We start from the raw sequence: 18,757 nt of genomic DNA, 5'->3' as shown, positions 1-18,757 counted from the left end.
CAGGAGTGCCCATCGTACTCTATTCCGCGTCGCCAAAGCCGGAGGTGACGAGCTCTTCGAGATCTGCCACGGCAGCCTCGGCGTCGTTGCCGTCGGCGATGATTTTGATCGTCTCACCACGGCCCGCAGCCAGCATCATGAGGCCCATGATGCTTTTGCCGTTCACGGGCTCGTCGTCTTTCTCCACCCAGACGTCACACTGATACTTGCTGGCACGCTTGACGAACTGCGCCGCCGGGCGTGCATGCATGCCCATTTTGTTGCGGATCGTCAGTTCTTTTTGAATGCTCATGGTGGTGAGGGAAGGGGCTGCTGTTAACCTAATTGATCATCCGTCATCTTTTTCAACAACCTTTGGTCAAACTCTACGGCGCTGTTGTAGCCAAAGGTGCGTAATTTAAAATTGATGGCGGCCAGTTCAATGAGTCCGGCCACGTCGCGGCCCGGTTCCACCGGCAGCGCCACCCGGCCGATCTTGAGGCCCATGATCTCGCGGGTGTCGTTGTTCACCCCCACGCGCTCCAAGTCTTCGGTTTTGGCTCCGCGCACGAGTTCCACGATCAAATCCAGGCGTTTGCTCAGGCGCACCGCGCTGACGCCGAAGAGCGCCGCCACATTCAGAATGCCCAGACCGCGGATTTCGATCATCCCACGGGTGATGTCCGGAGCGGAGCCGATGACCTCGCGGTCTTCGATCAGGCGCAGCCGCACGGCATCATCCGCCACGAGGCTGGCACCACGCTGGAGCAGGCCGATGACGCTTTCGCTTTTACCGCAGCCGCTGTCTCCCTGGATGAGCACGCCGAGGCCCTGCACGTCCACCAGGCAGCCATGCACCAGCAGGGTGGGAGCAAAGGCCCACTCCAGCTTGATGGTGGCCGCATTGAGGAACTTCATGGTCATCATGCTGGTCTGAAAGACGGAGATGCCTGCCTCATTGGCGATCTGGACCAGTTCATCGTCAATGCGGTGCCCGCGAGCGATGACGATGCAGGGGATGTCCCAGGAGCATAGCTGGCTGAAGCGCGCCGCACGCAGCTTGGGGTCCAGGCCTTCCAGAAAGGAGCACTCCGAATTGCCGATGACCTGCACGCGCTTGTAGGCGAAGTAGGTGAAAAAGCCGGAAAGCGCCAGACCGGGGCGGTTCACCGAAGGCTCGTTGATCTTGCGCGTGTAGCCCGCATCACTGCCGATCAGCTTGAGCTTGAGCGATTTTTCATTCAGGCTGAAAAACTCCCCCACCGTCACGGATGACGGGCGTTTGACTTTGGTTGGAGGAGGCATGACTTGACATTACGCGAAGCTCCTCAAAGACAGCAACGAAAAAGCAACTCGCACTGGAAAACAGTCTCCAACCGGTTAAATCATCCGACCCTGACGCCGCAACACGTGGCACTGGCTCTTTTATACCTCTATCATGCCCCGCAAAAAGGAATCCGCTTTCGACTCCGTGGAGTCTGTCCTCGCAGACATTCGCGCTGGCCGCATGGTCATAGTCACCGATGACGAGGACCGTGAAAATGAGGGGGACCTGATCTGTGCCGCCGAAAAAATCACCGCTGACATGGTGAATTTCATGGTGCGGCAGGGCGGCGGCATGCTCTGCGTGCCGGTCTCCCTCGAAATCGCCGAGAAGCTGAACCTGCCCAGCATGGTGCCGGAAAATCGCGAGGCCTTCCGCACCGACTTCACCGTGACCGTGGATGCTGCCAAAGGCATCAGCACTGGCATCAGTGCGGCCGACCGCTGCCGCACCATCCGCCTGCTGGCCGATCCCAAAAGCAAGCCGGAGGACCTCGTGCAGCCCGGCCACATCAATCCGCTGGTGGCCAAGCCGGGTGGCGTGCTGCGCCGTGCGGGGCATACCGAGGCCGCCGTGGATCTGGCCCGCCTCGCCGGACTGCGTGAAGCCGGGGTGCTCATCGAGATCATGAACGCAGACGGCACCATGGCGCGTCTGCCGCACCTGAAGAAATTTGCCAAGAAGCACGCCCTCAAGATGTGCAGCATCGCCGACTTGATCGCGCACCGCCGCCTGAGCGAGAAGCTGGTGGAAAAGATCGAGGTCGTGGACATGCCCACCGATTTCGGCACGTTCAAGCTGCACCTTTACAAGAGCAGCCTCGATGGCGTGCACCACGTGGCGCTCGTCATGGGAGATGTCACGCCTGATGAGCCTGTGCTCGTGCGGGTGCACAGCGAATGCCTCACCGGAGATGTGTTTTCCTCCCGCCGCTGCGATTGCGGCAGCCAGCTGCATGCCGCGATGAAGCAGATCGCCACCGCAGGGAAGGGGATCATCGTCTACATGCGCGGCCACGAGGGACGCGGAATCGGTCTGCACGGCAAGATCATGGCCTACAAGCTCCAGGAGCAGGGCTTTGACACCGTGGAGGCCAATCTCAAGCTCGGCTTTCCCATGGACCTGCGCGACTACGGCATCGGTGCGCAGATCATCTCCGACCTGGGGGTGCGAAAGCTTCTGCTCATGACCAACAACCCGCGCAAAGTCGTGGGCCTTGAAGGCCACAAGCTCGAAATCGTCGAACAAGTCCCCGTTAAGTCCACGCCCAAACCCGAGAACGCCCGCTATCTCGAAACGAAGAAGAAAAAAATGGGCCACAAGCTTTAGTCACATGTCCAATTACGCCTCCAGTCGTCCACGCCCCACCCAGGATCCGATCAGCATCGCGATCGTCGCCTCTTTGTACAACAACCAGTTCGTCCAAGGCCTGCTCAATGCCGCCAAGGAAGAAATCGAAGTCATTGCCCCCAATGCCACTGTCGATGTCTATCGCGTGCCCGGCGCCTTTGAGATCCCGGTCTGCGTGGAGCACGTGCTGCGCGGCAGCTCGCCCGATGCCGTCATCACCCTGGGGGTCATCATCCGCGGCTCCACGGAGCATGCCGATCTCGTCGGCGCTTCAGTGACCGATGCCCTGCAGCAGATGGCGGTGAGGCACTGCGTCCCCGTCATTCATGAGGTGCTGCTGGTCAGCACGGAGGAGCAGGCGGAAGAGCGCTGCCTGGGAGCCACCATCAACCGTGGCACCGAAGCCGCGCAGACCTGCGTCAAAATGATCAACCTTTTCGGCAAGATGAAGGCCAGCTTTGCCGGCGAACCCCTTGACCACGCCTAACATCATGGGAAGACGCCGCGAAGGCCGCGAGGCCGCCATTCAATTTCTTTTTGCCCGTGATCTGCAGGGGACGGAAAAGCCCGGGGAACCGGAGGACTTCTGGAGTCTTCACAGCGCGAGGGCTTCCACCCGTGCGTTTGCTGAAAACTTGATCAAGGGGGTGATCGGCCATCAGGAGCAGATCGATTCAGGGATCACCGGGCTGCTGGAAAACTTCAGTTTCGAACGACTCGCCGCCGTGGACCGCAACGTGCTCCGCGTGGCCTCCTACGAGCTGCTCTACTGCCCGGAGGTGCCCACGCCCGTCATCTTGAACGAGGCCATCGACATCGCCAAAGCCCTCAGCGCCGGTGAGTCCGGCTCCTTCGTCAATGGAGTGCTCGACAAGCTGGCCAAATCCCTGCGCAAACCAGAGCCCAGAAAGGTGGAGCATCCTCTTGGCTCAGCCACCGACACCTCTGGCGCCTAGGCGGGCGCGGCTTCATATCTTCAAAACGAATGCGCCGTCAGCATGCCGCATTCCACATTCGTCCTTCTGATTTCGTCATTCATTCGTCATGGCCGGTTTTTTCAAATCACTCATCCAGCGCTTCACCAAGCCCGACATTGACTGGGATGACCTGGAGGCCTCTCTTGTCGGCGGGGATCTGGGGCCACGTCTGGCGCTGCAGATCGTGGCAGACCTGAAGTCCCGCCAGCGCACGCTGCACGGCGCGGACATCGTCCAGGTGTCGCGCGAGCATGTGCGCAAAATTTTGCCCGAGTCGGTGCCTGCGATCGAGCCGATCCCCGGCAAGCCCAAGGTGCTCCTCATTGTAGGGGTCAACGGCACCGGCAAGACCACCAGCACCGCGAAGCTGGCGCACCTGCTGCACAAGGGCGGGCACAAGGTGGTGCTGGCTGCCGCAGACACCTTCCGCGCCGCCGCCGTGGAGCAGCTCACCGTCTGGGCTGAGCGCTTACAGATCCCTCTCGTCAAAGGTCCGCCGAATGGCGATCCGGCATCCGTCTGTTTTGAAGGCTATGAAAAGGCGCTCAAGACGGGGGCTGACTACCTCATCTGCGACACCGCCGGGCGGCTGCACACAAAGCACAACCTGATGGAGGAGCTGAAAAAAATTCACCGCATCCTCGGGCGCAAGGATGCCACCTCACCCCACGAAGTGCTGCTGGTGTGCGATGCGACCACCGGCTCCAATGCACTGCAGCAGGCGCGTGAATTCAATAAGGTGATTCCTTTGACGGGTGTCATTGTCACCAAGCTGGATGGTAGCGGCAAAGGCGGTGTGCTTGTAGCGATTCAGCAGGAACTTGGCGTGCCCACCCGTTTCATCGGACTGGGTGAAAGCGTTGAAGATTTCCAGGCGTTTGATTCGAAGCGCTTCGTGGAAGAACTGCTCTGAGCAGGTCGAGTGGACAAAAATGATACCTTTGGCCGATACTTTGGTATCTTTGTGGCTGAAGTGAATTTTCATCCCAAGAAATCTATTGTCGAATGGGTATGTCTTTCGCTAAGTAGCAGCGCCCACTTTTTAAATCACACCTTGGAGGAAATTACCTGTGACGTTCAAATGCCCCTCATGCGACATGCAACTCAAAGCCGAGCCGGAAATGGCAGGCAAAATTGTCCGCTGTCCTGGCTGCAATACCAAGCTGAGCATTCCAGCCATGGCCCCCGCTTCGCTGCCAGCGCCGTCGGGGCTGCCCGCTCCCAGCGGCGTCACGCCTCCGACCTCACAAGCGCCTGCTGAAAACGATGCTTTCGGCGCGGAATACGAGCATGGTGAAACCACCCCTGAGCACACTCATTCAGCCTACCAGCCCAAAGAACGTGGCGGCTGGGAGGAGACCGATCCGGCAAACCCAAACCCCTGGCTCGCGCTGGCGATTGGCGCAGTGGCATCTCTGGCCTGGTTTGGCATCATGTTCCCCTTTGGCAAAGGGGCGTACAACGCGCCACCCGTGGACACCATGGACTACCTGCATGACCTCTTTCTTGAGCGCACATGGGTGAACTACATGGAGACCTTCTTCTTCTTTTGGGCCATCGGTCTCATCTACCTCAAAATCCAGAAGCTGCGCCACCAGAAGGATGCCATGTATCTGGACGTGCTGCCCGCCGAGCTCGGTCAGGAGATCAACCGCGAAAACGTCGGTCATTTCATCGATCATCTCTATGGTCTGCCCTCCCGCCTGCGTGACAGCATGATGGTGAACCGCATTCGCAAGGGGCTCGAACTCTTCGAAATCCGCCAGAACAACGGCGAGGTCACCAGCATGATGAGCGCCCAGTCGGATATCGACGGCTCCCGCATCGGCGGCAGCTTTTCATTGATCAAGGTCTTCCTTTGGGCCATCCCGATTCTGGGCTTCATCGGCACGGTGCTCGGCCTCTCCCAGGCCATTGGGAGCATTGATCTTCAGGTCAGTGACATCTCCAAGGTCATGGGCTCGCTGGGCAAGGTGACCAGCGGTCTTGGCACTGCGTTCGACACCACCCTCCTCGGACTGGTCCTGGCCATGTTCCTGAACTTCCCGATGAACGCCGTATCCAAGGCGGAGGATGACAACCTCAACAATATCGACGCCTTCTGCAATGAAGTTCTCATGCCACGCCTCAACGATGGCGGTGGCGTGGCCGGTGGAGACACCAACGGCATCATGGACACGCTGGTCAAAGCGGTCGCCAATGCCCAGAAGGACTTCCTCGTGGATCTCAACGCCCTCTCGAAGCAGGTCAAGGAGCAGGCTGATAATCTTGACAAACGGGCCGCCGCACATCAGCAGCGGGTGGATGCCGAGTTTGCCATGACACTCAACCGCATGCGTGAAGATCTGACCAGCGCTGTGAAGGACAGCGTCAAGACCACCACCGACTACACCCGCGCCCTGTCCAGCGGCATCCAGTCTTTGAACACTTTGCTCTCCGAACTCGGGGGCAAGCAGATCCTCATTCACCAGGTGAAGAAAAAGGGCTGGTTCAGCCGCGAATAGCCGCCGCGCCACCACTTATACGCACACATCATGGCAAAACGCCGAGCATCAGGAGAAGGGGAGATTTCACTCTTCCCGTTCCTCAGCATTCTGGCCTGCCTCATCGGGGCGCTGGTCCTGATGATCGTCGTGCTCGTGATCTCACAGATGGGCAAGGCCGAGGGCCGGACTGCGGAGGAAATCGAACGCGCGCAGGACTACATCAAGCTCAAGAAGGAGATCGAGGAGCGCAAAGTGCAGGACGTGATCCTCAAAGAAAAGCTGGCCACACTGCAGAAACTGCAGAAAGAGCTGGAGGAAAAGCAGCAGAAGTTCATCAAACTGCGCAAGCTTCTCGCCACCTCCAAGGACCTGCAGGAGGCGAACCTCAAGATCAGCCAGAAGATGCAGAAAGAGCTCGATGACCTGCTGCTCGAAATCGAAGGCATGAAGAAGCAGCAGGCCGAAAGCAAAAAGGAGATCGCCACGCTCATGGCCGAAATCAAAAAACGCCATGTCCCAGAAGACAAAAAAATACCACCGGTGGTCGTGCAGCCATCGGGCAGCGGCATGGATCCAGACACGAAAGTCTATTTCGTTGAGGCCGCAGGCGGTGCCTTGAAAATCCTCGGTGCCTGGGGGGAGGACTACCGCCTCAGTGCCAGCGCCTCCGTGGTGGTCGCCGATGCAGCCTACAATTACTTCCTTGCAGAGCTGGCCAAGAATCCGAAATCACTCCTGCTCTTCCTGATTCGTGATGACGGGCAGGGGGCCTTCAACAACGGTGCCGGGCGCGCGGAGAACGACTACAAGGTGCGCATTGGCAAGCTTCCCATCCCGGGCAAAGGCGTGCTCGATCTCGCCATGTTTGACAAGTATCGCGGCAAAATGTCGCCACCGCCCGCCGCTGCACCTGCACCTGCACCTGCACCTGCACCTGCACCTGCTGCCGGCGGTGCCAAACCTCCTGCAAAGGCCAAATAATCTAACCCGCAACCTCCCTCAAGACGATGGCGAAGAGAAAACAAGGCGGCGACGGCGAACTCAACCTCGACTCCCTCATGGACGCCGTGACGAACGTCGTCGGGGTGCTCATGATCGTGTTCGTGGTCATGGCTCTCAACACGGCCCAGGTCGTGCAGAAAATTCTCTCTGAACTGCCCCCCGTCACTCCGGAGGAGCATCAAAAAATTGTCGAAGAAGTTAAAAAACTGCCTCCGCCGCCCGCCGATCCCAAGAAGTTGGAAGAGGACCAGAAAAAGGCCCAGGACGACATGAAAAAGGCCGTCGAAGAGCTCAACAGCATCGATACCGCCGACTTGCAGGCCAAGATGAAATTCATGGACCTCGACGCTTTCACCAAGCAGATCGAGGAACGTAAAAAGGAGCGAGAAGCCTCCAAGGTCGAGACTGACAAGTTGCTCGCCGAGGTGGAACGCCTCAAGGCGCTGCTGGATGAAACGCCGGTCTTCACCCCCTCACCACCGACCTATGTGCGCCTGCCGAATCCGCGCCCTTATCCGGAGAAGCCCAACGAGACACGCATCCTTGTGGCCAAACAAGGAGTGCTGTTCTTCAACCAGGCCAAGTTCCTGGGGCCGATCCTTGATGGCATGGACAAGGTGAAGTCACAGCTCGAATTTCAAAAGGTGGAGTATGCGCCGTTTGCCAAGCTGCTTGAAACCATCCTGGGAACTCCCGCCAATGCCCAGAAGGCATGGCCTGAAATCGCTCCGCTTGTGGATCGGGTGCAGCTGGAATACGTGGCCCTGGCCTACAAGGCTTTAGTGACCGGCGGCATTCCCGCCACCAAATCATTCCTCACAGACGTTGCTGACATCGCCGTGGCCACCCGCCAGACCATGCCCGTCGTCGCCGAGGCGATCGTGGCCGCAAGCAAAGGCGATGTGGCACCATGGGTCAAACTGGACCCCGCCCGGCCACCCGCCCCGCCGGTGATCAAAGCCAGCGTTGGTGGTGGCAAAATCAGCTTCTCCTGGGGCTCATTCACCAAAGATGTCAAAACGACGCCAAAGGATGTTGCGGGCTTTTTTCACGATCTGGCAAAGGTCAAAGGCATCGAAAACGCCAGCAAGGCTCGCACCATTTACGATGCCACTCGCATTCAGGCGATGTTGCAGCGTGCGGCCTCCAGCCCGCTGCTGGCGGGTTCCTATGGATTTGAGGCGAAGATCCTGCCCACTCTTCCTTACGTGCAACTGGCACTCACGCCCAAAGGCGGCGGCGGCGAGACCATTGCGGCCTTGAAGCAGCCCAACTCCGCCTACATTCGTCTCATGCGCGACATCAAGGCGGATCCCAATGGCGTGGCCGTCTTCCAGGTCATGCCAGATGCCTTTGAAGCCTATCTCGAAGCTCGAAAAATCGCTGATGATGTGGGCGTGTCCGCCACTTGGGAGTTCCTCGCCAAGCTTGACCTTGCGGTGAACATCTCCGGCTATGAAGTCCAGCGCCTGGCCCCCACACCGCCGCGTCCCGGCTCCGGAGCTCCCGGCGCGGTGACCATTGCCCCCCCAAAACGCTCCATTGATTGAAGTTGGATAGGCTCTATGCCTACTGATTATCAGTTGTTTTTTAGCAGCTTGTCATAATCCGTGCACTTTATAAGGAGTTCATGGACAGCCGGAATTCAAGTGCCACACTCGCGCCTCATTTGCGTTCCGATGCCCTCTGCTTCTTCGCCCTCCCCCCTCCCGCTCTTTGACAAGGTTCGTAAATTTCGCGCTCTGGATGAAGTCCGCGCCGCTGGAATCTATCCCTACTTCCGGGAGATCTCCTCTGCCCAGGACACGGAGGTCATCATCAACGGCCAGCAGGTGCTCATGCTGGGTTCCAACAGCTACCTCGGCCTCACCAATGATCCGCGCATCAAGGAAGCCATCTGCCAGGCCGTGCAGAAATACGGTGCCGGCTGTGCAGGCTCACGCTTCCTCAACGGTACCCTCGACATCCATGTGCAGCTGGAGGACGAGCTCGCGCAGCTCATGAAGAAGCCGGCCGTGCTGCTCTACAGTACCGGCTTTCAGGTCAATCTCGGCGTCATCAGCGCCATCGTCGGCCGTGAAGACTGCATCCTGGCAGACCGGGCAAATCATGCCAGCCTCGGTGCAGGCTGCCAGATGGCTCCAGGGAAGACCTTTCTCTTTTCGCACAATGACATGACGTCACTGGCACGACGTCTGGCCCACCTCCCGCCGGAGTCTCCCAAGATCATCGTGGTGGATGGAGTCTTCAGCATGGAGGGGGACATCATCAAGCTGCCCGAGCTGGTGGCGCTGGCCAGGCAGTACAACGCCGCCGTCATGGTGGACGATGCGCACAGCATTGGCGTCCTCGGTGAGCATGGTTCCGGCACCGCCTCGCATTTCGGTCTCGTGGATGACGTGCATCTCATCATGGGCACATTCAGCAAATCGCTCGCCAGTCTCGGTGGCTTCATTGCCGGGGATTGGGACACGATCGACTACCTCAAGCATCACTCCCGCCCGCTCGTTTTCAGCGCCAGCATGAGTCCGGCAAATGTGGCCGCCGCGCTCGCCGCACTGCGCATCATGATCGCCGAACCCGAGCGCATGGTGCAGCTCTGGGCCAACACGAATCGCATGAAACAGGGGCTGCTCGCGCTCGGATTCAAACTCGGTGCCACCGAGACGCCCATCCTCCCGGTCTACGTCAACGATACGCTGAAGACCTTCATCTTCTGCAAACGCCTGCAGGATGAAGGCGTCTTCGTCAATCCCGTGATCCCTCCTGGTGTTCCTCCCGGTGAAGAACTGATCCGCGTCAGCCTCATGGCCACCCACACCTTCGCGCAGATCGACCGCGCTCTGGAGAAGTTTGAGAAGATCGGCAAGGAACTCGGCATCATTTAAAGGAGCCCGGTTGCGCCGCCCCCGGTCCACTTCCTAGATCCCCCTCACCTTGCGGATCACCCAGTCCAGCAGGCGATCCGGCACCACCCGCACCAGCAGCGAACCCACCACGGAATCCAGCCCCACAGGGTAGCGGGTGCTGGGGCGGCGGGATTCAAGCGCATGCGTCACCGCCTTTGCCACCCGTTCCGGCGGAATCGCCATCGAGGGGACTTTCTCCACCATCTTGCGCAGGGCGATGATGGGCGCTGAGTACAGCTTTTCGCACTCGGGGGGCATGCCCACGAAGAGCTGCTCCGCCGCCTCTCGCGATTTGCTCCAGATCGGCGTCTTGATCGCCCCCGGCTGAATCAGCGCGACCTTGATCCCCCACGGCCGCAGCTCGATGCGCAGCGAATCCGCGATGGCCTCCAGCGCATGCTTCGTCGCCCCATAGCCGGCCAGAAATGGCTCGCACATGAACCCCGAATTGGAACCCGTCAAAACGATGCGCCCCCGGCTAGCACGGATCAGCGGCATCACCGCCTGCGTCACCGCGATCAATCCCAGCACGTTGACCTCGAACTGCTTTTCAAAGGCCTCCATCGGCATGAATTCCAGCGGCCCCGCCAGCGCGATGCCGGCATTGTTCACCAAGCCCTGCAGCCCCACCGCACCGCACTGCGCACCCACCTCCTGCACCACCGTTTTGATTTGTTCACGGTTGGTCACATCGAGGATGACCGGGATGATTTGTCCCTCGGCTCCCGCCAGTAGAGCCTCGCCATCGGCCACCTTGCGCACTCCGGCAAAGACCCGCCAGCCGCGTCCTGCCAGCATGCGTGTGCAGGCTGCACCGATGCCTGTGGAAGCTCCCGTGATGAGGACATTGCGCGGCGCGGCGGTGCTGATGGCGGGCATGAGGAAAGGGGGGGGCTGGGGGCAGAAAGCGCCGTTGATCACGGCCGGGCGAGGCAGGAGGCCAAGGCCCGACGCTTGCCCCATCTTGCCCAAAAAGCGAGTTCGGGCCGCTCTTTTCATCGCGCCTCCATCTGGGGGCATGCCCAGCGCTTCAGCCCACCAACGCCGTCGAGGCAGGGCTGGGGGCGGCTTCTTCCTGAGAGTTCGCCGCGATCACACGCACTTCGATGAACTCACCCGGCGGCAGGTCTTGCAGCTGCGTTTCGGTGCCCTGGACGGTGCTCAGGGTGGCAAAGTTGCCACCGCCCATCATCCTCATCTGCACATGGTAACGCAGGGCATGGAGGGCAGGGGGCCATTGCGCCCGGAGGGTGCCCTGGCCCACGGCGGTGAGCATGACCTGCCCCACCGGCTCTGGCCGCGACTCACCTGCCGGCGGGTTCAGGCCGAAGCGCCGCCAGCGCACATCATCAGCGGGCAGAAGCTGGCCCAGCTCAGCGATCAGGCTGCGCAGGGTCTGTCGAAGCCGTTTCAGCGCCGCATTTTTCTTCTGCACAGCGGTTTTCAGGACGGACTTATAGTGATCCACGTCCGCACGCACCCGCGAGAGGGATTCATGGGTGACCTCGCAGATCGCCGCCGTGGCCCGCATGTCCTGGCTTTCGTGCAGCGGATTCGCGGTGAAGTAGGCGGCCAGTTGCGCGAGCAGGGCCTGGCGCTTGGCGAAGACCTCGGGTACCCTCGTGGACCGGTCAGGAAAGCCTGCCGACTCCCACTGTTCATTGAAGCCATTGCCAAACAGGGCTGCGAGGCGGAGGCGGCAGTGGCTCAGGATTCGTTCACTTTCCATGTCCCGCTCCCGCAGTTCCCGCCGGAGCGCACTGCGTTCATTCTTCTGTTTCTCCACATCGGCCAGGGCGGCGTGGCCGCTGTTTAGTAGCTCCTGAAGTAACGCCCCTGGCGTATCCCAAATCTCGATCGCGCCCTCCAGCTCCATGCAGCCCTGCACAACCTGCCCGCAGAGAACCATCAGCTCGGCGTCATTGGTCGGGGTGGGGTTGGTAGCCATGGCAGGAAGCCGACCGGTTTCTCCAAGTCAGTGCTTGCTGGGAGAGTCAATCGGTCATTCACTCCCAGTTCTTTCTCGATGATGATTTGACGACAGTCGGCGACTGATAATTGATAACAAAGCGACAGACCTTGCTTCTCTCAGGCAATTTATAGATTGGTTGATGTAAACTTGTAGAAATACAGTGAATTACTCAAAAGGTGATACGTTCAAAACGTTACTTTTGTCGGTTTCGCTGCTCAATAATTACTCACCGATGATTGGTGGATGATTTGTCATTGACTCGCTCTTCTATGTAAGATGACCGGAGGCGAAGAAATACCATCAGTTCTTATCAAACGATTTAAGCGTTACGAGGTTTCTTGGTCACGATCAGATCGAAAGGGGCGGTTCGCCAAGGGGAAACGACCAGATCGTTATGCTTGTGTCATGTGTTAACGATTTAACCGTAAACTAGCTTGTCATGGGCTTCACACCTGCCTCACTTGCTTGCCGGTACCTGTAATTTCAGAGGTGAAACTATTCAATCGTTACAAAAATGAATGACTGAATGGTCAAAACGATTGCCAGGACTCTTCTCTTAAACCTCCTCGCATTTGTGATTCCTCCTTCGCTCCGTTGCCTGTCACAGGAATCCCGCTAATCATCCGCCATGCATTCACGCTCTGTCCTCAGTCTCGCGCTGTCCTTTCTGCTCCTTCTCCCGGCCTGCGCTATCAAATATGGTCTGCCAACACGGGGTTACGGTTATCCGGCGGGTTTGTCGGTTTTGGCACCCCGGTTCGGCAGTGCTGGCAATTACACGTACTACCCCCGTTACGAGGCCTATTACCACCACGATTTGAAGCAGTTCTATTACCCGAACGGCAAGAACTGGGAGGTGAAGCCGACCGTCCTCAACAGTTCCGTCCAGGAAATCCGTGCCACTCCCGGCGTGCCGTTCCAGCTCGATGCCCATCCCTCCAAGTACCACGGCCAGATCAAACAGGCTTTTCCCATCGACTGGAGCCCCGGCCAGGGCCGCGCTGATGAATTCTATGAGTTTGGCCGCAGCGGCTGGGATCTGGACAATCGGTAGCCCGGGCGTGGGTTTCTCGCTCAGCGCTTGACCCCTTCTTCCCGCTGACCCACTCTCGCCCACATCATGGATCGTCTCATCTGCCTGATTGGCCTGGTCGTGTTTGTAGCGCTTGCCTGGGCGCTCTCGGAAAAACGTCGGCTCTTTCCTTGGCGGGCGGTGCTGAGCGGGCTGGCGCTGCAGATGGCCTTCGGTGTGCTGATTCTCCGCACCCAGTTGGGCCACGATTCCTTTGCTTTGCTCGACAGGATGTTCCGCCGCCTGCTGGGCTTTGCGAATGAAGGCATCGGGCTGGTCTTTGGCCCGCTGGGTGGCCCGACCACCCTGCAGGCCGCGTTTGGCCCGAACAACAGCTTCATCCTCGCGCTGACGATCACCGGCAGCATCATCCTCGTCTCCGCGCTGTCTTCCTTTCTGTACCATTACGGCGTGCTGCAGTGGGTCGTCAAAATGGCCGCCTGGGTCATGCGCCGTGTCATGCGCACCAGCGGCAGTGAAACCCTCGCGGCAGCCGCAAACATCTTCATGGGCCAGACCGAGGCCCCGCTCGTCATCAAGCCCTATCTCCCACGCATGACGCGCAGCGAGCTGCTCTGCCTCATGGTCGGCGGCATGGCCACCATCGCCGGCGGGGTCCTCGCGGCCTACGTATCCTTTGGCATCTCCGCCGGGCATCTGCTCACCGCCTCCGTGATGAGCGCCCCCGCCGCGCTGATGATGTCGAAAATCCTCATCCCCGAGACCGAGGAAAGCGAGACCGCGCACGGTGCCAGCAAAGTCATCGAACGAGAAACCGCCAACGGCATCGATGCTCTCTGCACGGGCGCGAGCGATGGCATGAAGCTGGCCATCAACGTCGTGGCCATGCTCATCGCCTTCGTCGCCGTGGTGGCGCTGTTCAATTACATGCTCTCCCTTGGCCTGCGCGTCTTCGGTCAAAACGTTCCGCAGCCCCTGCAGCTCGTGCTCGGCTGGCTCAATGCCCCCTGCGCCTGGCTCATGGGCGTGCCGTGGTCCGAGTGCGGCCAGGTGGGCGCACTGCTGGGCGAACGCGTGGTGCTCAATGAATTCTTCGCCTACCTGCACCTCAGCCAGCAGGGTGGCACACTCTCTCCTCGCAGCGCGGAGATCGCCACCTACGCGCTCTGCGGCTTCGCCAATTTCGGCAGCGTCGCCATCCAGATCGGCGGCATCGGGGCGCTGGTGCCGGAGCGCCGGGGAGAACTGGCGCAGCTCGGCGTCAAATCCATGCTCGGCGGACTGCTCGCCTGCTATTGCACCGCTTGTGTCGCCGGATTGCTGCTTTAAAGAGTGAGCCTGCATGTCCGCAACCACCGGCCTCCATGTCTCCGACCTCCTCTTTGCCTACTCGGCCGAGGGCTTCCGTGTGCACGTGCCGCAGCTTGAGCTCGCCGCCGGCAAGGCCCTCGCTTTGGCCGGACCCAGCGGGGCAGGGAAGTCCACCCTGCTGCGCCTGCTCACCGGACTGCTGACGCCCACGGCGGGCAAAGTCAGCCTGGGGGGCGCGCAAATGGAAACGATGACCCACGAAGCACGCCGTGCCTTCCGCCTGCAGCACATCGGCCTCGTATTCCAGGACTTCGCTTTGCTCGACTACCTCACCGTCACCGAGAACATCCTTCTGCCGCATCAGTTCCGTGGAAATGCGAATGCGGCGGTCCATACCAAGATGCTCGATCTCACCCAGCGCCTGCACATCGACCGCTACCTGGACAAGCGCGTCTCGCACCTTTCGCAGGGCGAGCGCCAGCGCGTCGCAGTCGCACGTGCGCTGGTGCATGAGCCGCAGTTTGTCTTTGCCGATGAGCCCACTGCTTCGCTGGACCCCGCACGGGGTCGCATCGTGGTGGACATGCTGCTCGAAGACACCCGCAGACGCGGCGCCTGCCTCGTCATGGTCACGCACGATCCCAATCTGCTGCCGCTCTTTGATCAAACCGTGCGCATGGAGGACCTCGCCACCGCATGAGGACCGCCTTCCATCTGGCCGCGCGCTACGTGCTGCGGCATCGCATCCAGAGCGCATTGCTCGCCGGAGCACTGGGTCTCGTCTTCGCACTGCCGCTTTGCCTGAGGGTGCTGATTGAGCATGCCCAGCAGGAACTCCGCGCCCGCGCCGCCTCCACGCCGCAGATCGTCGGCACACGTGGCAGCGCACTCGATCTCATGATGACCGCGCTCTACTTCAAGCGCGAGAACCTCCTGCCGCTGCCCTTTGGCGCACTCACCGAATTGCGGCACAACCACTCCGCCACCGCCATCCCACTGCACGCCCGCTATCAGGCGCAGGGTGCGCCCATCGTCGGCACAGAGCTGGAATACTTCCCCTTTCGCGGCCTGCACCTCGCCGCTGGCAGACAGCTCAGCCGCCTGGGTGATTGCGTCGTCGGTGCCACACTCGCGAAGCAGCGTGGCCTGCAGCCCGGCGGCCACCTCTTTTCCACACCCGAGCAGGCCTTCGATATGGCCGGCGTTTACCCTTTGAAGATGCGCGTCACCGGCATCCTCACCCCGAACGGCACGCCCGATGACGAGGCTCTCTTCGTCGATCTGAAAACCTGCTGGCTCATCGAAGGCCGCTCCCATGGCCACGATGACCTCAAGAAAGACGAATCCGTCGTGCTCAAAAAAGAAGAGGGCAACATCATCGGCAATGCCGCCGTGCGCATGTTCAATGAAGTCACCGATGCCAACATCGCCTCCTTCCATTTTCATGGCGATGTCTCCACCTATCCCATCAGCGCCGTGATCTTGCTGCCAAAGGATGCCAAGGCCGAAGCCCTGCTCGCGGGACACTACGCCCGCTCCAAAGAGCAGCAGGTCATCCGCCCGCGCGATGAAATGGAGGCGCTGCTCACCCAGCTCGTGCGACTCGAAGGCTTCGCCGCCAGCGCCCTCCTCCTCACCGCCACCGCCGCGCTGCTCGTCACCGCGCTCGTCTTTGCGCTCTCCTTCCGCCTGCGACAGCGCGAATTCGCCACCCTCGAAGACGTCGGCGTCTCGCGTGTTTCCCTCATCAGCGTCAAAGTCCTCGAAGTCCTCGTCATCGGCCTCGCCGCCGCGGTGATCGGCCTCCTCCTCCTTCAGTTTTCCTCCTTCGCCGCGCCGCACCTCCTGCGCTGGGCCCTTTAATCGTCTTCCTTTTTCTTTCCCTTTTCACTCCCCGAATGTCCTACCCCATCGACGCCCTCATCTACGCCCTGGATGTTAATCCCGACATCAGCACCGAAGGGCGTGTGCTCTTCCTGCGTGCCCAGGCACATCCCGCCTTGGAGCACTTCGAAGGCCGCCTCGTTTGCCAGCAAACTTGGAAGCCCAAGGCCAACCTCCTCCAAGCTGCCGGACACCGCGTGGAGCGCGAGGTCCACGGCTTCTTCGATCTCGTCCTCGTCCTCCCCGATCCTCAGCGCGATCTCATGGTGGCCGATCTCGCCCGCGCCCATGATCACCTCGCCCCCGGCGGCGTCCTCATGGCCGCCGTGCACAACGACGCCGGCAGCAAACGCTGCGAGCAGTACCTGAAAGAAGTCGCCGGGCAGATCACCTCCCTCTCCAAGCATCACAGCCGCGTCTTCTGGGCCACCAAGCAAGAAGGCAAACCCTGGAAAGCCGACCTCCTCGAACGCTGGCGTCAGGGCGCCGCCATGCGCCGCATCCTCGACGGCCGCTTCTGGTCACGCCCCGGCCTCTTCAACTGGGACCGCATCGACGAAGGCTCCGCCCTCCTTGCCAAGCACCTGCCAGAAACCATTTCGGGCAACGTCGCCGACTTCGGCTGCGGCTGGGGTTTCCTGAGCGACCACCTCCTGCGCCACTGCCACGACATCGACACCCTCGACATCTACGATGCCGACGGTGACTGCTTCGAGTGCGCCCGCCGCAATCTCGGCCTCGTGCCCACCAAGGTCAAAGCCCACCCCCACTGGCAGGACATCACCACCGGTTTTGAGCGCACCAAGTTTGACGCCGTCGTGATGAACCCCCCGTTTCACGAAGGCAAGGAAGCCGATCCCCTCATTGGCCTCAAATTCATCGCCGCCGCCGCTCAGGCCCTGCGTCCCGGTGGACAGCTCTGGCTCGTCGCCAACCGTCAGCTTCCTTATGAGAACCTGCTGACCGAAGCTTTTTCGCAGATGGACAAGATCGTCGAGACCGGCGGTTTCAAAGTCCTTCACGCGCAAAACCCCATCGTCCAGCCCACCTATGTGCGTCGCGGCAAGCGCCGCCGCTGAATCGGGTGCAAAGAATCTCACAAAGAATGCAAAACAGAAGAACAAAGCGTTTGCAAAACAAGACACCGACTCGATAATCGCGGCCCACTTCGAAAGGAGAATGGGTAGGTACCCGAGCGGTCAAAGGGGGCAGACTGTAAATCTGCTGGCTTACGCCTACGCTGGTTCGAATCCAGCCCTGCCCACCATCTTCATAATCAAGGAATTATGAAGGATGGTCCCCGCCCGGTTGACACTCCTTCCGGTGTCATGCACGACAAAAGCATGACAAAATCGGGGATTACCCCCCGAAAAAAGGGCAAACCGTTCCTGCGCATCAAGCATGGCAACGCCGTGGTGCCAATTTACCGCGGCAAGGTGCGGGACTTCGACAGGTTCACCGTGGCCTTCCACATGAACGGGCGGCGGATCAGGCGCAGTTTCGGCACCTTGGAAAAAGCCAGAACGGAGGCGCAGATTGTTGCGCAACGAATTCAGGAAGGCCTTGCGCCCACCAATGATCTCACCCCTTCACAGCGGGAGTGTTACCTGGCTGCCGAGCGGCTGACGGCTCCCCTCAAACTCCCTCCGGTCGCCGTTGTGGACGAGTATGTGCGATGCCGTGAACTGCTTGGAGATGTGCCTCTGATGGTCGCCGTTCAGGAATTCCTGAGGCGGACGCAGGGCGTCACGCTCGGCGTGAAGGTGGTCGACATCATCGACGAGTTTCTCAAGGCGAAGGCTCAGGATGGGGTGAGTTCGAGGTATCTGAATCAACTGGCCGTGAACGTTCGCAGACTGGCGAAAGCTTTCCCCGGCGAGGTCATGGCGATCAAGCCGGGTGATCTTGATCGATGGCTGCGGGGTCTTGGCGGTTCCCCAGTCACCCGCAATTCCGTGCATCGTTGCATCAAGGTCTTCTTCGCCTTTGCCAAAGCGCGCGGTTATCTGCCAGCATCAGAAGCCAGTGCAGCGGAGATGCTGCATTTGGCCAAGACTGGCGACGTCAAGACTGAGATCTTCAAGCCGGAGGCGATGCGAGGCCTGCTCGAGGCAGCCACGCCTGATCTTCTGCCATTCCTTGCCATCGGCGCGTTTGCCGGGCTGCGGGTGGCTGAAATCGGCCGCTTGGACTGGTCGGCAGTGGACATGGAACGGCGGATCATTCTGCTGCGGGCAGATCAGGCAAAAACCGCTTCCAGACGGATTGTGCCGATCTCGGACAACCTCGCCGCCTGGCTGAATCTCCTGCCCCGCACGGGCAAGATCATGCCCAATCCGAAAACTCCCATGCTGGCAACTGCTTTGGCGAAGCGGATTGGCGTCACATGGCCTCATAACGGGATGCGGCACTCTTACATCAGCTACCGGATTGCCGAGGTGAAGGATGCGGCGCGCGTGGCGCTAGAAGCGGGCAACTCGCCGCACATCATCTTCAAGCATTACCGGGAGTTGGTGACGGAGGCCGAGGC

At 60.2% G+C, this 18,757-nt stretch carries 18 protein-coding genes and 1 tRNA gene; 15 read left to right on the top strand and 4 right to left on the bottom strand.

Annotated features, from left to right (window positions below):
* Nucleotides 1-19: 19 nt before the first annotated feature.
* Both ACILSL_RS20865 and hprK read right to left on the bottom strand, forming a co-directional pair.
* On the bottom strand, nt 20-292 hold the full coding sequence (locus ACILSL_RS20865) for an HPr family phosphocarrier protein (protein ID WP_395734000.1): 273 nt from the start codon (nt 290-292) through the stop codon (nt 20-22).
* 23 nt (nt 293-315) lie between these two features.
* Nucleotides 316-1,284 (bottom strand): HPr(Ser) kinase/phosphatase, encoded by a 969-nt coding sequence (gene hprK / locus ACILSL_RS20860; RefSeq protein ID WP_395733999.1) that lies wholly within the window; start codon nt 1,282-1,284, stop codon nt 316-318.
* Nucleotides 1,285-1,417: 133 nt separating this feature from the next.
* Here hprK and ACILSL_RS20855 point away from each other — a divergent pair, with 133 nt between their 5' ends.
* The 8 genes from ACILSL_RS20855 (at nt 1,418) to ACILSL_RS20820 (ending at nt 10,006) form a co-directional block, all read left to right on the top strand.
* Nucleotides 1,418-2,632: a bifunctional 3,4-dihydroxy-2-butanone-4-phosphate synthase/GTP cyclohydrolase II gene (locus ACILSL_RS20855; protein ID WP_395733998.1), complete on the top strand. Its 1,215-nt coding sequence runs from the start codon at nt 1,418-1,420 to the stop codon at nt 2,630-2,632.
* Between the two features lie 4 nt (nt 2,633-2,636).
* A complete protein-coding gene (ribH, locus tag ACILSL_RS20850) occupies nt 2,637-3,140 on the top strand; it encodes a 6,7-dimethyl-8-ribityllumazine synthase (protein ID WP_395733997.1) in 504 nt (167 codons plus the stop codon).
* Nucleotides 3,141-3,144: 4 nt separating this feature from the next.
* Entirely contained in the window at nt 3,145-3,609 is a 465-nt protein-coding gene (gene nusB, locus ACILSL_RS20845) for a transcription antitermination factor NusB (RefSeq protein ID WP_395733996.1), read from the top strand.
* Nucleotides 3,610-3,697: 88 nt separating this feature from the next.
* Nucleotides 3,698-4,543 (top strand): signal recognition particle-docking protein FtsY, encoded by an 846-nt coding sequence (ftsY, locus tag ACILSL_RS20840; RefSeq protein WP_395733995.1) that lies wholly within the window; start codon nt 3,698-3,700, stop codon nt 4,541-4,543.
* A gap of 184 nt (nt 4,544-4,727) precedes the next feature.
* Complete coding sequence (locus tag ACILSL_RS20835) at nt 4,728-6,134, top strand: MotA/TolQ/ExbB proton channel family protein (protein ID WP_395733994.1); 1,407 nt, start codon at nt 4,728-4,730, stop codon at nt 6,132-6,134.
* 30 nt (nt 6,135-6,164) lie between these two features.
* Nucleotides 6,165-7,097 (top strand): hypothetical protein, encoded by a 933-nt coding sequence (locus ACILSL_RS20830; protein WP_395733993.1) that lies wholly within the window; start codon nt 6,165-6,167, stop codon nt 7,095-7,097.
* 26 nt (nt 7,098-7,123) lie between these two features.
* A complete protein-coding gene (locus ACILSL_RS20825) occupies nt 7,124-8,668 on the top strand; it encodes a hypothetical protein (RefSeq protein WP_395733992.1) in 1,545 nt (514 codons plus the stop codon).
* A 129-nt stretch (nt 8,669-8,797) separates the two neighbouring features.
* On the top strand, nt 8,798-10,006 hold the full coding sequence (locus tag ACILSL_RS20820) for an aminotransferase class I/II-fold pyridoxal phosphate-dependent enzyme (RefSeq protein ID WP_395733991.1): 1,209 nt from the start codon (nt 8,798-8,800) through the stop codon (nt 10,004-10,006).
* Between the two features lie 33 nt (nt 10,007-10,039).
* Here the strand turns inward: ACILSL_RS20820 and ACILSL_RS20815 are convergent, their stop codons facing one another.
* Together ACILSL_RS20815 and ACILSL_RS20810 are read right to left on the bottom strand one after the other, a co-directional pair.
* Nucleotides 10,040-10,906, bottom strand: coding sequence for an SDR family oxidoreductase (locus tag ACILSL_RS20815; protein WP_395733990.1), 867 nt, complete (start codon nt 10,904-10,906; stop codon nt 10,040-10,042).
* Between the two features lie 151 nt (nt 10,907-11,057).
* Nucleotides 11,058-11,975: a fibronectin type III domain-containing protein gene (locus tag ACILSL_RS20810; protein ID WP_395733989.1), complete on the bottom strand. Its 918-nt coding sequence runs from the start codon at nt 11,973-11,975 to the stop codon at nt 11,058-11,060.
* 652 nt (nt 11,976-12,627) lie between these two features.
* Between ACILSL_RS20810 and ACILSL_RS20805 the strand changes: the two genes are divergently transcribed.
* The 7 genes from ACILSL_RS20805 to ACILSL_RS20775 all read left to right on the top strand — a co-directional run.
* Entirely contained in the window at nt 12,628-13,053 is a 426-nt protein-coding gene (locus ACILSL_RS20805) for a hypothetical protein (RefSeq protein ID WP_395733988.1), read from the top strand.
* Nucleotides 13,054-13,119: 66 nt separating this feature from the next.
* On the top strand, nt 13,120-14,361 hold the full coding sequence (locus tag ACILSL_RS20800) for a NupC/NupG family nucleoside CNT transporter (RefSeq protein ID WP_395733987.1): 1,242 nt from the start codon (nt 13,120-13,122) through the stop codon (nt 14,359-14,361).
* 13 nt (nt 14,362-14,374) lie between these two features.
* A complete protein-coding gene (locus ACILSL_RS20795; RefSeq protein ID WP_395733986.1) occupies nt 14,375-15,043 on the top strand; it encodes an ABC transporter ATP-binding protein in 669 nt (222 codons plus the stop codon).
* Nucleotides 15,040-16,206: an FtsX-like permease family protein gene (locus tag ACILSL_RS20790; RefSeq protein ID WP_395733985.1), complete on the top strand. Its 1,167-nt coding sequence runs from the start codon at nt 15,040-15,042 to the stop codon at nt 16,204-16,206. Before ACILSL_RS20795 ends, ACILSL_RS20790 begins: the two co-directional genes overlap by 4 nt.
* Before the next feature lie 35 nt (nt 16,207-16,241).
* Complete coding sequence (locus ACILSL_RS20785) at nt 16,242-17,306, top strand: class I SAM-dependent methyltransferase (protein WP_395733984.1); 1,065 nt, start codon at nt 16,242-16,244, stop codon at nt 17,304-17,306.
* Between the two features lie 102 nt (nt 17,307-17,408).
* Nucleotides 17,409-17,494, top strand: a tRNA-Tyr gene (locus ACILSL_RS20780).
* Nucleotides 17,495-17,555: 61 nt separating this feature from the next.
* The coding region (locus ACILSL_RS20775) for a tyrosine-type recombinase/integrase (RefSeq protein ID WP_395733983.1) at nt 17,556-18,757 on the top strand (1,202 nt) is incomplete at its 3' end.

Origin of the sequence: Prosthecobacter sp. (assembly GCF_044222345.1) — a bacterium.
Classification (GTDB): Bacteria; Verrucomicrobiota; Verrucomicrobiia; order Verrucomicrobiales; family Verrucomicrobiaceae; genus Prosthecobacter.
The sequence above is the reverse complement of the archived record's forward strand: the minus strand, read 5'-3'. Positions and strand labels throughout refer to the sequence as shown.

Coding starts and splice junctions, on each gene's coding strand:
- ftsY (WP_395733995.1), top strand. CDS start 3,698: ATGGCCGGTTTTTTCAAATCACTCATCCAGCGCTTCACCAAGCCCGAC.
- ACILSL_RS20865 (WP_395734000.1), bottom strand. CDS start 292: ATGAGCATTCAAAAAGAACTGACGATCCGCAACAAAATGGGCATGCAT.
- ACILSL_RS20830 (WP_395733993.1), top strand. CDS start 6,165: ATGGCAAAACGCCGAGCATCAGGAGAAGGGGAGATTTCACTCTTCCCG.
- ACILSL_RS20855 (WP_395733998.1), top strand. CDS start 1,418: ATGCCCCGCAAAAAGGAATCCGCTTTCGACTCCGTGGAGTCTGTCCTC.
- ACILSL_RS20800 (WP_395733987.1), top strand. CDS start 13,120: ATGGATCGTCTCATCTGCCTGATTGGCCTGGTCGTGTTTGTAGCGCTT.
- ribH (WP_395733997.1), top strand. CDS start 2,637: ATGTCCAATTACGCCTCCAGTCGTCCACGCCCCACCCAGGATCCGATC.
- ACILSL_RS20815 (WP_395733990.1), bottom strand. CDS start 10,906: ATGCCCGCCATCAGCACCGCCGCGCCGCGCAATGTCCTCATCACGGGA.
- ACILSL_RS20810 (WP_395733989.1), bottom strand. CDS start 11,975: ATGGCTACCAACCCCACCCCGACCAATGACGCCGAGCTGATGGTTCTC.
- hprK (WP_395733999.1), bottom strand. CDS start 1,284: ATGCCTCCTCCAACCAAAGTCAAACGCCCGTCATCCGTGACGGTGGGG.
- nusB (WP_395733996.1), top strand. CDS start 3,145: ATGGGAAGACGCCGCGAAGGCCGCGAGGCCGCCATTCAATTTCTTTTT.
- ACILSL_RS20825 (WP_395733992.1), top strand. CDS start 7,124: ATGGCGAAGAGAAAACAAGGCGGCGACGGCGAACTCAACCTCGACTCC.
- ACILSL_RS20805 (WP_395733988.1), top strand. CDS start 12,628: ATGCATTCACGCTCTGTCCTCAGTCTCGCGCTGTCCTTTCTGCTCCTT.
- ACILSL_RS20795 (WP_395733986.1), top strand. CDS start 14,375: ATGTCCGCAACCACCGGCCTCCATGTCTCCGACCTCCTCTTTGCCTAC.
- ACILSL_RS20835 (WP_395733994.1), top strand. CDS start 4,728: ATGCAACTCAAAGCCGAGCCGGAAATGGCAGGCAAAATTGTCCGCTGT.
- ACILSL_RS20790 (WP_395733985.1), top strand. CDS start 15,040: ATGAGGACCGCCTTCCATCTGGCCGCGCGCTACGTGCTGCGGCATCGC.
- ACILSL_RS20820 (WP_395733991.1), top strand. CDS start 8,798: ATGCCCTCTGCTTCTTCGCCCTCCCCCCTCCCGCTCTTTGACAAGGTT.
- ACILSL_RS20785 (WP_395733984.1), top strand. CDS start 16,242: ATGTCCTACCCCATCGACGCCCTCATCTACGCCCTGGATGTTAATCCC.